This window comes from Kitasatospora sp. NPDC028961 (assembly GCF_055564815.1).
Genome location: NZ_JBVHVO010000003.1, coordinates 612,276 through 624,728 on the forward strand (window position 1 = coordinate 612,276; position 12,453 = coordinate 624,728).

Below are 12,453 nucleotides of genomic sequence, written 5' to 3' on the forward strand. Positions count from 1 at the left end.
CGGGAGCGGAGCGGTCAGCGCCTGCCGAGCAGCTTCCAGGCGAGCGGCAGGACGCCGGCCGCGAGGACGGCCTTCAGCGCGTCGCCGACCAGGTACGGGTAGAGGCCGAGCTCGGCGGCGCGGGACAGCGGGACACCCAGCGAGAAGGCGAGGTACGGCACGCCGACGGCGTAGATGGCGAGGGTGCCGAGCGCCATCGTGGCGGCGGTGTTCAGCGGGGTGCGGTCGGCGCCCCGGCGGGCCAGCGCGCCGGTGAGGGCGGCGGCCAGGACGAAGCCGATCATGTAGCCGAGGGTGGGGATCGACCAGCCGGAGGCGCCCTCGGCGAACCACGGCAGGCCCGCCATGCCGGCCAGCAGGTAGAGGCCGAGCGAGGCGATCCCGCGACGGGCGCCGAGCGCGGTGCCGACCAGCAGCGCGGCGAAGGTCTGGCCGGTGACCGGCACCGGGGAGCCGTGGACGGTCACCGAGAACTGGGCGGCCAGACCGGTGAGGGCGGCGCCGCCGGTCACCAGGACGAGGTCGCGGGCCTGGGCGCCGAACCGGCCGGACGCGGCGGGCAGCAGGTCGGCGAGGACGCCGCGGCTCAGTATCGACGGGGTGGCAGTCGGGGTGGTGGCAGTGGCCATCGGGGTTTCCTCCGCACGGGGACGGTCGGCGATCGGATGATCAGGTGAGTGAACACCTGTGAACCTACGTGGTGATCGCCGCCGGCACCGTCAGGGAACCGGACAAAGCCCCGGCGGCCGTGATTGTCGGGTCCGCCCCCCTCGCGGCCACGGACCGTGAGCGATCCGGCCGAATACCGTCACGATCCGGTCCGTATCGTGAGCCCGGGCGCGTCATTCTTGGCATGGACAGCGGTGCCCCCGGATATTGGGCAATTCGCACCGCATTCCGAACAGTCTGGATTCCCACCTCATGGCCCGTACCTCCGCGCCCACGGCGCCCGGGACGACCTCCACCGCCGAAGCACCGGCCGGCGGGCAGCAGCTCTCGCACGGTCTGAAGCAGCGCCACCTCTCGATGATCGCGCTCGGCGGGGTCATCGGCGCCGGCCTCTTCGTCGGCTCCGGGGCGGGCATCGCGGCGGCCGGACCCGCCATCATCCTGGCGTTCACCCTCTCCGGCCTGCTGGTCATGCTGATCATGCGGATGCTCGGCGAGATGTCGGCGGCCCGCCCGGCCTCCGGCTCGTTCTCGGTGCACGCCGAGAAGGAGATCGGCCCGTGGGCCGGGATCACCGCCGGCTGGATGTACTGGGTGATGCTCTGCTGCGGCGTCGCGGCCGAGGCCACCGCCGCCGGCAAGATCGTCAACGGCTGGGTCCCCGGCGTCTCCGCCTGGGTCTGGGTCGGCCTCTTCATGGTCTTCTTCTGCGCCAGCAACCTCACCGCGGTGAAGAACTTCGGCGAGTTCGAGTTCTGGTTCGCCACCATCAAGGTCGCCGCGATCGTCGCCTTCCTGGTGATCGGCACGCTGGGCGTCACCGGGGTGCTCGGCCCCGGCGCCCCCGGCGCCACCAACCTCACCGGCCAGGGCGGCTTCCTGCCCACCGGCGTCAGCGGCCTGATCGTCGGCCTGCTCGCCTCGGTCTTCGCCTACGGAGGCCTGGAGACCGTCACCATCGCCGCCGCCGAGTCCGACGACCCCAAGCGCAACGTCGCCAACGCGGTGCGCACGGCGGTCTGGCGCATCGCGATCTTCTACATCGGCTCGATGGCCCTGGTCGTCACGCTGGTCTCCTGGAAGGACCCGTCGGTCGTCGAGAACGGCCCCTACGTGACCGTCCTGCAGCACCTGGGTGTGCCCGGCGCGGGCACCATCATGGAAGCCGTGGTGCTGATCGCCCTGCTCTCCGCGATGAACGCCAACATCTACGGCTCCTCCCGGATGGCGTACTCGCTGGTCTCCCGCGGCCAGGGCCCGAAGGCGCTGGCCAGGGTCAGCGGCGGGGTGCCGCGACTGGCCGTGGTCGCCTCCTGCCTGTTCGGCTTCGGCGCCGTGCTGGCCTCCAAGTTCTGGCCCGACACCGTCTTCACCTGGCTGATGAACACCACCGGCGTCGCCATCCTGGTGGTCTGGTTCTTCATCTGCGTCGTCCAGCTGCGGATGCGCCGCCGGCTGGAGCGCGAGACGCCCGAGCTGCTCACCGTCCGGATGTGGGGCTTCCCGTACCTGACCTGGGTGGCGATGGCCGCCGTGGTCGGCATCCTGGCGCTGATGACCACCACCGAGGGCAACCGGCAGCAGCTCTACGCGGCCGGCGTGCTCGTCGCGCTGCTGATCGGGGCCGGCCTGCTCAAGCAGCGCCGGGACGCCGCAGCCGCCCGCTAGGGCTTGTCCGCGACAGGTCCCGCCGCGCGCGCGAGGGCCCGGTACCGCTCCTCGGCGGTACCGGGCCCTCGCGCGTGGCGCCCGCCGGTGCGAGCGGGCCGTCCGTTACTCGAAGGACGGGCCCGCGGTACGGGTGCGCTTGATCTCGTAGAAGCCCGGGGTCGACGCGACCAGCAGGGTGCCGTCCCAGAGCCGGGCGGCGGCCTCGCCGCGCGGGGCCGGGGTGACCACCGGGCCGAAGAAGGCCACCCGCTCGCCGTCCGCGCCCTCGACCGCGATCACCGGGGTGCCGACGTCCTCGCCGACCAGGGTGATGCCCTCCTTGTGCGAGGCGCGCAGGGCCTCGTCGTACGCGTCCGTGTCGGCGGCGTCCGCCAGCCCGGCCGGCAGGCCCGCCGCGACCAGCGCCGCCTCGACGGTCTCGCGGGTCCGGGGCAGGCCCTGGTTGTGGAAGCGGGTGCCCAGCTCGGTGTAGAGCCGGCCGAGCACCTCGTCGCCGTGCTGCTGGGCGGCGGCGATGCAGACCCGGACCGGACCCCAGGCGCTGTCCAGCAGCTCACGGTAGTCCTGCGGGAGGTCACGGTGCTCGTTCAGCACGGACAGGCTCATCACGTGCCAGTTCACGTCCACCGGGCGCAGCTGCTGGACCTCGATCAGCCAGCGGGACGTCATCCAGGCCCACGGGCAGGCCGGGTCGAACCAGAAGTCGGCGGTCTTGCGCTCAGCGGCAGTCGTCACGGCTGTCGTCCTTCGGTGAGATGCGGGGCGGTCCCCGGCACGGGGCCCACCCGATCCCGAACGCCCGCGCGGCGCCGCTGATTCCGTACCGGCGCCCCGGTTTGTGCAATGGTACCGGCGCGGGCGGCGTGAAAGGATGCCCCGCAGCACCACGACGCGCAGCACCCACCGCACCAGTTGAGACCGCACCACCGTGCGAGCCGGACAAAGGAGTACCGCCGTGCCGGGCAAGAACCTGAGCCGCGACGAAGCCCAGCAGCGGGCCAGCATCCTGGCCGTGGACAGCTACCAGGTCCGGCTGGACGTGACCTCGGCCCCCGACCCGGCGGCCGCCACCTTCCGCTCCACCACCACGATCGCCTTCCGGTGCGACGAGCCGGGCGCCCCGACCTTCCTCGACCTGCTGGCGAGCGCCGTCCGCGCGGTCACCCTGAACGGCCGCGCGCTCGACCCGGCCACCGCCTTCGACGGCGCCCGGGTGCACGTCGACGGCCTCGCCGCGGAGAACCTCCTGGTGGTGGACGCCGACTGCGCGTACAGCCGCACCGGCGAGGGCCTGCACCGCTTCACCGACCCGGTGGACGGCGAGACCTACCTCTACACCCACTACGAGCCGGCCGACGCCCGCCGGGTGTTCGCCACCTTCGAGCAGCCCGACCTGAAGGCCCCGTTCTCCTTCACCGTCACCGCGCCCGCCGCCTGGGACGTCCGGTCCAACGCCGTGCACGAGCAGGTGACCGACGACGGCGCCGCCCGCACCTGGCGGTTCGCGCCGACGCAGCCGATCTCCACCTACCTCACCGCCGTCGTGGCCGGCCCGTACCACGTGGCCACCGACCACTACAGCCGCACGCTGGCCGACGGCACCACCCTGGAGATCCCGCTCGCCGCGCTGTGCCGCAAGTCGCTCGCGCCCTACTTCGACTCCGACGAGATCCTCGGCGTCACCAAGCTCGGACTCGACTTCTTCCACGAGGAGTTCGACTACCCGTACCCCTTCGGCAAGTACGACCAGTCCTTCGTCCCCGAATACAACATCGGCGCGATGGAGAACCCGGGCTGCGTCACCTTCCGCGAGGAGTTCATCTTCCGCTCGAAGGTCACCGACGCCGCCTACGAGGGCCGGGCCAACGTCATCCTGCACGAGATGGCGCACATGTGGTTCGGCGACCTGGTCACCATGCGCTGGTGGGACGACCTGTGGCTGAAGGAGTCCTTCGCCGACTTCATGGGCTCCTACGCGCTCATCGGCGCCCGCACCCGGTACTCCTCCGCCTGGATCACCTTCGCCAACCAGCGCAAGGCCTGGGCCTACCGCCAGGACCAGTTCCCGACCACGCACCCGATCACCGCGGACATCCGGGACCTGGAGGACGCCAAGCTCAACTTCGACGGCATCACCTACGCCAAGGGCGCCTCGGTGCTCAAGCAGCTGGTGGCGTACGTCGGTTCGGAGGCCTTCTTCGAGGGCGCCCGCCGCTACTTCAAGCGGCACGCCTTCGGCAACACCGAACTCGCCGACCTGCTGGACATCCTGGAGGAGACCAGCGGCCGCGACCTCAAGTCCTGGGCCGCCGCCTGGCTGCAGACCGCCGGCGTCAACTCGCTGACCCCGCAGGTCACCGTGGACGCCGAGGGCCGGATCACCGAGCTCGCCGTCCTCCAGGACGCCGGCAACGGCAGCACGCTGCGCCCGCACCGGATCGCCGTCGGCCTCTACGACCGGGACGCCGAGGGCGCGCTGGTGCGCACCGACCGGATCGAGCTGGACGTCACCGGCGCCCGCACCGTCGTCACCGAGGCCGCCGGCCGGCCCCGGCCCGCCCTGGTGCTGCTGAACGACGAGGACCTGACCTACTGCAAGATCCGCTTCGACGCCGAGTCGCTGGAGACGCTGCGCACCGGCCTCGGCGACCTCGACGACGACCTGGCCCGGGCGCTCGCCTGGTCCGCCGTGTGGAACCTGACCCGGGACGGCCTGATGCCGGCCCGCGACTACATCGCCCTGGTGCTGCGCTTCGCCGGGCGGGAGGCCAACATCGGCGTGCTGCAGTCGCTGCACCTCCAGGCCAAGGGCGCCGTCGACCTCTACGCCGACCCGGCCTGGCGCGGCGAGGGCGGCCGGCTGCTGGCCGACGGCGCGCTGCGCGAGCTGCGCGCCGCCGCCCCCGGCAGCGACCACCAGCTGGCCTGGGCCCGCTTCCTGGCGCAGACCGCGAACGGCTCCGAGCACCTGGGCCTGGTCCGCGGCCTGCTGGCCGGCACCGCCCGGATCGACGGCCTGGAGGTCGACCAGGAGCTGCGCTGGGCGCTCTGGCTGGCGCTGGCCGCGGCCGGCCAGGCCTCGGACGAGGAGCTGGCCGGGGAGCTGGCGGCCGACAACACCGCGAGCGGCAAGCGCCAGTACACCCAGTGCCTGGCCGCCCGGCCGACCCCGGAGGCCAAGGCCGCCGCCTGGTCCGCCGTGATCGACTCGGAGGAGCTGCCCAACGCGCTGGTCGAGGCCAACATCGCCGGCTTCGCGCTGCCCGCGCACCGCGACCTGACCGCGCTCTACGCGGCGCCGTACTTCAAGCTGCTGGAGCGGATCTGGTCGGAGCGGACCATCGAGATCGCGATGCGGATCGTCGGCGGCTTCTTCCCGCACGCCCAGGTGGGCGAGGAGACGCTGGCCGAGGCGGACGCCTGGCTGGCCGGCCACCCGGAGGCGGCGCCGGCGCTGCGCCGGCTGGTGCTGGAGCGCCGGGACGACCTGGCCCGGGCCCTGCGGGCGCGGGCCTGCGACGGCGTCTGAGGCACGACGGTCCGTCCCGGGAGCCCCCGCCGCGCGTGCGCGCGGCGGGGGCTCCCGCGTCGGGGGCCGGTGTACGGGGGTTCCGCGTCGGGGGTTCCGCGTCGGAGGCCGGCGTGCAGGGGCTCCGCGTCGGGAGCGGTCAGCCGCGCTGGAGGCCGCGGTCCAGGGCGGCGAGCGCGCTGCCGTCGGCGTCGTCGCCGTCCAGCGACCAGACCATCACCCCGGCCAGGTCGTTCCACCGGGTGTAGCGGGCCTTCTGGGTGAGCACCTCGGCGTTGTCGTAGCTGTAGAAGTTGGTGCCGTCGTACTTCCAGGACGCGCCGTGGTCACGGTCGGTGTAGACCTTGCCGGGCAGCCGGGAGACCTCGTTGTAGGTGAAGTCGGCGGTGGCCGCGGTGGCCGGCTGGTACAGGCCGCCCTGCTTGCCGGCCGGCACCCCGGTCCAGCCGTGGGCGTAGAACGGCACGCCGAGCACGGTCTTGGAGCCCGGCAGGCCGTGCTGGGTGTAGTGTTCGACCGCCTTGTCCGCACTGCGCTGCAGCGGTGACGGGTCCTTGGGGTCGGAGTACAGGTTGGCGTGGTGGGCGGCCGGGCCGGTGCCCTCCCACGGGCCGTGCAGGTCGTAGGTCATCAGGTTGAGCCAGTCCATCGAGCGCGAGAGCGCCGGCAGGTCCAGCCGGGCGGCGACGGTCTCGTTGGCGGCCACCGCCGCGGTCAGCAGGTAGTGCGGCCCCCTGCGGCCGCTGAGCTGGTCCAGCTGGCGACGGAACTCCTGCACCAGCAGGGTGAAGTTGCGGCCGTCCTCGGGGCGCACCACGTTGCCGGCGTCACCGCCGCCGCCCGGGTACTCCCAGTCGAGGTCGATGCCGTCGAAGACGCCGGCCGCGACGCCCTTGCCGCCCTCGGCGGTGCCGAGCTGGGGCAGGTTGCCCTTGATGTACAGGTCGACGCAGGAGGAGACGAACTTCCGGCGGGACTCCTCGGTGGCGGCGGCGTCCGAGAAGTACTTGGACCAGCTCCACCCGCCGAGCGAGATCACCGTCTTGAGCTGCGGGTTCTCGGCCTTGAGCTTGCGCAGCTGGTTGAAGTGGCCCTTGAGCTTCTGGCCCGGGCGGTCGGCGACGCCGTCCACCGAGTCGGCGGCGGAGAACGGGCGCTGGTAGTCGTTCAGGGCGTCGCCCTGGCCGGCCTCGTTGGACTCGAAGCAGGTGCCCTCGGCGGAGACGTTGCCGAAGGCGTAGTTGATGACGGTGAGCTTCTCGGCCTGACCGGACTCCTGCACCCGCTTCGCGGAGCTGTCGGCGCCCCACTGGGTGAAGTAGCCGACCCGCTGCCCCTTCAGCTTCGGGCCGTGGTCACGGTCGTGGGCCTGGGCCGTGGGGGCCGCGAGGGCGGCGGCCACCGTGGCGGCGGCGATGAGGGCGGCGGTGCGACTGATCATGCGCATGGGAGAAGACCTGCGGCTTTCTCTGATTCAGCGTCAAATGGTCTGGACCAAGCTGAAACAGAGGTTTAGTCCATTCGGGCCGGACATACAAGAGGCCGGACCGCGTTGACGCGATCCGGCCTCTTGACTGCCTCTTTACCGGCGGAGCCGTTCTTCCTCGCTCAGCCCCGCCGCCCGTGCGGTGCTCAGCCGATCAGGCTGCGCAGCACGTACTGCAGGATGCCGCCGTTGCGGTAGTAGTCCGCCTCGCCGGGGGTGTCGATGCGCACGACCGCGTCGAACTCCTTGCTGCTCCCGTCCGCGCCGACGGCCGTGACCTTGACGGTGGCCGGGGTGCGGCCCTCGTTGAGCTCGGTCACGCCGGTGAAGGAGAAGGTCTCCTCGCCGGTCAGACCGAGGGACTCGGCGTTCTGGCCCTCCGGGAACTGCAGCGGCAGGACGCCCATGCCGATCAGGTTGGAGCGGTGGATGCGCTCGTAGGACTCGGCGATGACGGCCTTCACGCCCAGCAGCGCGGTGCCCTTGGCGGCCCAGTCACGGGACGAGCCCGAGCCGTACTCCTTGCCGGCCAGGACGACCAGCGGGATGCCGGCGGCCTGGTAGTTCTGCGAGGCGTCGTAGATGAACGACACCGGCGCGTCGGCCTGGGTGAAGTCGCGGGTGTAGCCGCCCTCGGTCCCCGGCGCGATCTGGTTGCGCAGGCGGATGTTGGCGAAGGTGCCGCGGATCATCACCTCGTGGTTGCCGCGGCGCGAGCCGTACGAGTTGAAGTCGCGCTTCTCCACACCGTTGGCGGTCAGGTACTGCGCCGCCGGGGTGCCCGGCTTGATGTTGCCGGCCGGGGAGATGTGGTCGGTGGTGACCGAGTCGCCCAGCTTGGCCAGGACGCGGGCGCCGGCGATGTCGGTCACCGGGCTCGGGGTCTTGGCCATGCCCTCGAAGTACGGGGGCTTGCGGACGTAGGTGGACTCGGCGTCCCACTCGAAGGTGTTGCCGGTCGGGACCGGGAGCGACTGCCAGCGGTGGTCACCGGCGAAGACGTCCTGGTAGCCCTTGTCGAACATGGCCTCGTCGATGGAGCCGGCGACGGTGTCGGCGACCTCCTTCTCCGACGGCCAGATGTCGGCGAGGAAGACGTCGTTGCCGTCGGCGTCCTTGCCCAGCGCGTCGCGGGTGATGTCGACGTTCATGTTGCCCGCGAGGGCGTAGGCGACCACCAGCGGCGGGGAGGCCAGGTAGTTCATCTTGACGTCGGGGTTGATCCGGCCCTCGAAGTTGCGGTTGCCGGAGAGCACCGAGACGACGGCCAGGTCGGACTCGTTGACCGCGGCCGAGACCTCCTCGGGCAGCGGGCCCGAGTTGCCGATGCAGGTGACGCAGCCGTAGCCGACCAGGTTGAAGCCCAGCTTCTCCATGTACGGGAGCAGGCCGGCCTTCTCGTAGTAGTCCATGACGACCTTGGACCCGGGGGCCAGGGTGGTCTTGACCCACGGCTTGACCGTCAGGCCACGCTCCACGGCCTTCTTCGCCAGCAGGGCGGCGCCCAGCATGACGGAGGGGTTGGAGGTGTTGGTGCAGGAGGTGATCGAGGCGATCACGACCGCGCCGTTGTCGATCTCGTAGGTCGAACCGTCGGGGGCGGTCACCGCGGTCGGCTTCGAGGCCTCGGCCGAGTAGGTCGGCAGCGCCTCGGCGAACTTGTCGGCGGCCTCGGCCAGGATCACGCGGTCCTGCGGACGCTTCGGGCCGGAGATCGACGGGACGACGGTGGAGACGTCCAGCTCCAGGTACTCGGAGTAGACCGGCTCGACCGACGGGTCGTGCCAGAGGCCCTGCTCCTTGGCGTACGCCTCGACCAGGGCGAGCTGCTGCTCGCTGCGGCCGGTGAGCTTGAGGTAGTTGATGGTCTCGGCGTCGATCGGGAAGATCGCGCAGGTCGAGCCGAACTCCGGCGACATGTTGCCGATGGTGGCGCGGTTGGCCAGCGGGATCGCGGTGACGCCCTCGCCGTAGAACTCGACGAACTTGCCGACCACACCGTGCTTGCGCAGCATCTCGGTGATGGTGAGCACCAGGTCGGTGGCGGTGGTGCCGGCCGGCAGCTGGCCGTTGAGCTTGAAGCCGACCACGCGCGGGATCAGCATGGAGACCGGCTGGCCGAGCATCGCGGCCTCGGCCTCGATGCCGCCGACGCCCCAGCCCAGCACGCCCAGGCCGTTGACCATGGTGGTGTGCGAGTCGGTGCCGACGCAGGTGTCGGGGTAGGCCTGGCCGCCCCGGACCATGATGGTGCGGGCCAGGTGCTCGATGTTCACCTGGTGGACGATGCCGGTGCCGGGCGGGACGACCTTGAACTCGTCGAACGCGGTCTGGCCCCAGCGCAGGAACTGGTAGCGCTCCTTGTTGCGGCCGTACTCGATCTCGACGTTCTGGACGAAGGCGTCCGGGGTGCCGAACTTGTCGGCGATGACGGAGTGGTCGATGACCAGCTCGGCCGGGGCCAGCGGGTTGATCTTGGCCGGGTCGCCGCCCAGCTCCTTGACGGCCTCACGCATGGTGGCGAGGTCGACCACACACGGCACGCCGGTGAAGTCCTGCATGATCACTCGGGCCGGAGTGAACTGGATCTCCTGGCTCGGCTGGGCGTCGGCGTCCCAGTTTCCGAGCGCGCGGATGTGGTCGGCGGTGATGTTCGCGCCGTCCTCCGTGCGGAGCAGGTTCTCCAGCAGCACCTTGAGGCTGTAGGGCAGCCGCTCGGAACCCTCGACGGCGGAGAGCTTGAAGATCTCGTACGACTCGTCGCCCACCTGCAGCGAGCTGCGGGCGTCGAAGCTGTTCGCGGACACGACTGACTCCTTCTAGGTGCTTCGTGCGGTATCCGGCCGCCACGGTGGTAAGGTCAGCCTTACTTAGGCTGACCTTGCCCGCACCGCCGGTGAGCGCCTCTCGGCAAGTATCTTGATGTCGAGATATAGAGTAATGGGCAGTTATCTCGATGTCGAGATAAACCATAGTGCATGGCGGCGCGTCCGCCACGTCGGCACCACCTCCACGCTGCCCGCGCCCGGCACATCTCTTCCGAACCCCTCGTGACGGGGCCCCCAAGGCCGGGTGTCCAGCGGTGTTCGCGGGGCGGGGACCGGGGCTCCGGCGAGGCGGCGGCGGCGCGGGGACCGGGGTGGGGACCGGGCGCAGGCGGGGCGGCCGAGCCGGTGTGGGCGGCCCGGGGAGACCGGGCGCGTGCCGGGGGTGTCCGTTCGGTGGCGACCACCGTTGAGCACGGCGACCGCCGTACCACTCGCCCGCTCCCCGGAAGGCCCGCCGATGCCCAGTCCGATCGCCGCCGCCCTGCTCCCGCTCGCCCTGCTGGCGCCCGCCGCCACCGCCGCGACCGCTCCCCCCGCCCGGACCGCCCAGGCCGCGCCGGCGTCGCCGCTCTCCGAGGGGTCCGGCGGCGCCGGGACCTCCGGAGACGCCGCTGACGCCGGCGACGCCGGCGCCCGGGTGGTCTCGGTGGTCGAGGCGGCCTTCGACCCAGCCTCCGCCTTCGTCCCGCCGACCGCGATCAGCCACGCCGCCGACCTGGTGCCGTACGGCTCGCACGTCCGTGTGGTGGTGGACCGCTCGGTGCCGGGGCAGACCCTGCTGACCATGACGGTGTCCGGGCTCGCTCCGGACCACGAGTTCCCGGCGCACCTGCACACCGGCTCCTGCGGGGCCGACCCGACCGCCTCCGGCCCGCACTACCAGCACGCGGTGGACCCGGTGCAGCCGTCCACCGACCCCGCCTACGCCAACGACCGCAACGAGCTGCGGCTGACGCTGCGCACCGACGGCCGGGGCGCCGGCTCGGCGGTCGGCTCGGTGGCCTGGCACCCCCGGCCGGGCGAGGCGCGCTCGCTGGTCCTGCACGCGGGCACCCCGGCCGGACCGCACGCAGCGGGCGACCGGGCCGCCTGCGTCAAGCTGAAGCTCTGACCGCCGCCAGGGCCTGCCCGGCGATCCCTACGACCCGAGGGTGGCGACCAGGACGGCCTTGATGGTGTGCAGGCGGTTCTCCGCCTGGTCGAAGACGATGGAGTGGTCCGACTCGAACAGCTCGTCGGTGCACTCCAGCTCGGCCATCCCGGTCAGCTCGTGGAGCTGCCGCGCGACCACCGTGCCCAGGTCGTGGAAGGCAGGCAGGCAGTGCAGGAACTTCACGGCCGGGTTGCCGGTGGCCCGGACGGTGTCCATCGACACCTGGTAGGGCCTGAGCAGCTCGATCCGCTCGGCCCAGACCTCCTTGGGCTCGCCCATCGAGACCCAGACGTCGGTGTAGAGGAAGTCGGCGCCGGCCACCCCGGCGGCGACGTCCTCGGTGAGGGTGATCCGGGCGCCGGTCGACCCGGCGAGCACCTCGGCCGCCTTGCGGACGTCCTCGGCGGGCCAGAGCGCCCGGGGCGCGACGATCCGGACGTCCATGCCGAGCAGCGCGCCGGTGACCAGCAGCGAGTTGCCCATGTTGGAGCGGGCGTCGCCGAGATAGGCGAGGGTCACCTCGGGCAGCGGCTTGGCGGTGTGCTCCTGGATGGTCAGCACGTCGGCGAGCAGCTGGGTGGGGTGCCACTCGTCGGTCAGGCCGTTCCAGACCGGGACGCCCGCGTGGGCGGCCAGCTCCTCGACGACCTCCTGGCCGTGGCCCCGGTACTCGATGCCGTCGAACATCCGGCCGAGCACCCGCGCGGTGTCCTTGATCGACTCCTTGTGGCCGATCTGCGAGCCGGACGGGTCCAGGTAGGTGGTGGTGGCGCCCTGGTCGTGGGCGGCGACCTCGAAGGCGCAGCGCGTCCGGGTGGAGGTCTTCTCGAAGATCAGCGCGATGTTCTTGCCCCGCAGTCGGGGCTGCTCGGTGCCCGCGTACTTCGCCGCCTTGAGCTGAGCGGCGAGGTCCACCAGGAAACGGAACTCCTGGGGAGTGAAGTCGAGCTCCTTGAGGAAGTGCCTGTTCCGGAGGTTGAAGGCCATGCCGGGCTCCTGGGGTGACGTGGACGAACGGCGAAGCGGCAATTGTATACGACGCTTGGAATTTGTATGCAAAGCCTTCGCGGCAGTCCGGCCGACCGGGGCTTGGGCACCCCCGGCCGCTCGGGCGAAC

The 12,453-nt window shown here is 71.6% G+C and carries 8 protein-coding genes; 3 read left to right on the forward strand and 5 right to left on the reverse strand.

All coding sequences use genetic code 11. From position 1 onward, the window contains the following. Positions 1–14: 14 nt before the first annotated feature. The gene (locus tag ACZ4UX_RS10190; RefSeq protein WP_465706267.1) at positions 15–629 is read right to left on the reverse strand and encodes a biotin transporter BioY; all 615 of its coding nucleotides are present in this window, start codon (positions 627–629) and stop codon (positions 15–17) included. A 292-nt stretch (positions 630–921) separates the two neighbouring features. Between ACZ4UX_RS10190 and ACZ4UX_RS10195 the strand changes: the two genes are divergently transcribed. Further along, a complete protein-coding gene (locus ACZ4UX_RS10195; protein ID WP_352289200.1) occupies positions 922–2,337 on the forward strand; it encodes an amino acid permease in 1,416 nt (471 codons plus the stop codon). Between the two features lie 105 nt (positions 2,338–2,442). Here ACZ4UX_RS10195 and ACZ4UX_RS10200 read toward each other — a convergent pair whose 3' ends face one another. Next, the gene (locus ACZ4UX_RS10200) at positions 2,443–3,075 is read right to left on the reverse strand and encodes a mycothiol-dependent nitroreductase Rv2466c family protein (RefSeq protein ID WP_380393711.1); all 633 of its coding nucleotides are present in this window, start codon (positions 3,073–3,075) and stop codon (positions 2,443–2,445) included. 220 nt (positions 3,076–3,295) lie between these two features. Here ACZ4UX_RS10200 and pepN point away from each other — a divergent pair, with 220 nt between their 5' ends. After that, entirely contained in the window at positions 3,296–5,869 is a 2,574-nt protein-coding gene (gene pepN / locus ACZ4UX_RS10205; protein WP_465706268.1) for an aminopeptidase N, read from the forward strand. 139 nt (positions 5,870–6,008) lie between these two features. Here pepN and ACZ4UX_RS10210 read toward each other — a convergent pair whose 3' ends face one another. Next, the gene (locus tag ACZ4UX_RS10210; protein ID WP_465706269.1) at positions 6,009–7,316 is read right to left on the reverse strand and encodes a glycoside hydrolase family 18 protein; all 1,308 of its coding nucleotides are present in this window, start codon (positions 7,314–7,316) and stop codon (positions 6,009–6,011) included. A gap of 185 nt (positions 7,317–7,501) precedes the next feature. Continuing rightward, the gene (acnA, locus tag ACZ4UX_RS10215; RefSeq protein ID WP_465706270.1) at positions 7,502–10,162 is read right to left on the reverse strand and encodes an aconitate hydratase AcnA; all 2,661 of its coding nucleotides are present in this window, start codon (positions 10,160–10,162) and stop codon (positions 7,502–7,504) included. A 478-nt stretch (positions 10,163–10,640) separates the two neighbouring features. Between acnA and ACZ4UX_RS10220 the strand changes: the two genes are divergently transcribed. Further along, a complete protein-coding gene (locus ACZ4UX_RS10220; RefSeq protein ID WP_465706271.1) occupies positions 10,641–11,294 on the forward strand; it encodes a superoxide dismutase family protein in 654 nt (217 codons plus the stop codon). A gap of 27 nt (positions 11,295–11,321) precedes the next feature. On the opposite strand, the gene argF is transcribed toward ACZ4UX_RS10220, so the two are convergent. Beyond that, positions 11,322–12,323: an ornithine carbamoyltransferase gene (gene argF / locus ACZ4UX_RS10225; RefSeq protein ID WP_465706272.1), complete on the reverse strand. Its 1,002-nt coding sequence runs from the start codon at positions 12,321–12,323 to the stop codon at positions 11,322–11,324. Positions 12,324–12,453: the final 130 nt, after the last annotated feature.

What these genes read in the sequence shown, in the direction of transcription:
- ACZ4UX_RS10210 (WP_465706269.1), bottom strand. Translation starts at nt 7,316, where the DNA reads ATGCGCATGATCAGTCGCACCGCCGCCCTCATCGCCGCCGCCACGGTG.
- ACZ4UX_RS10190 (WP_465706267.1), bottom strand. Translation starts at nt 629, where the DNA reads ATGGCCACTGCCACCACCCCGACTGCCACCCCGTCGATACTGAGCCGC.
- argF (WP_465706272.1), bottom strand. Translation starts at nt 12,323, where the DNA reads ATGGCCTTCAACCTCCGGAACAGGCACTTCCTCAAGGAGCTCGACTTC.
- ACZ4UX_RS10220 (WP_465706271.1), top strand. Translation starts at nt 10,641, where the DNA reads ATGCCCAGTCCGATCGCCGCCGCCCTGCTCCCGCTCGCCCTGCTGGCG.
- ACZ4UX_RS10195 (WP_352289200.1), top strand. Translation starts at nt 922, where the DNA reads ATGGCCCGTACCTCCGCGCCCACGGCGCCCGGGACGACCTCCACCGCC.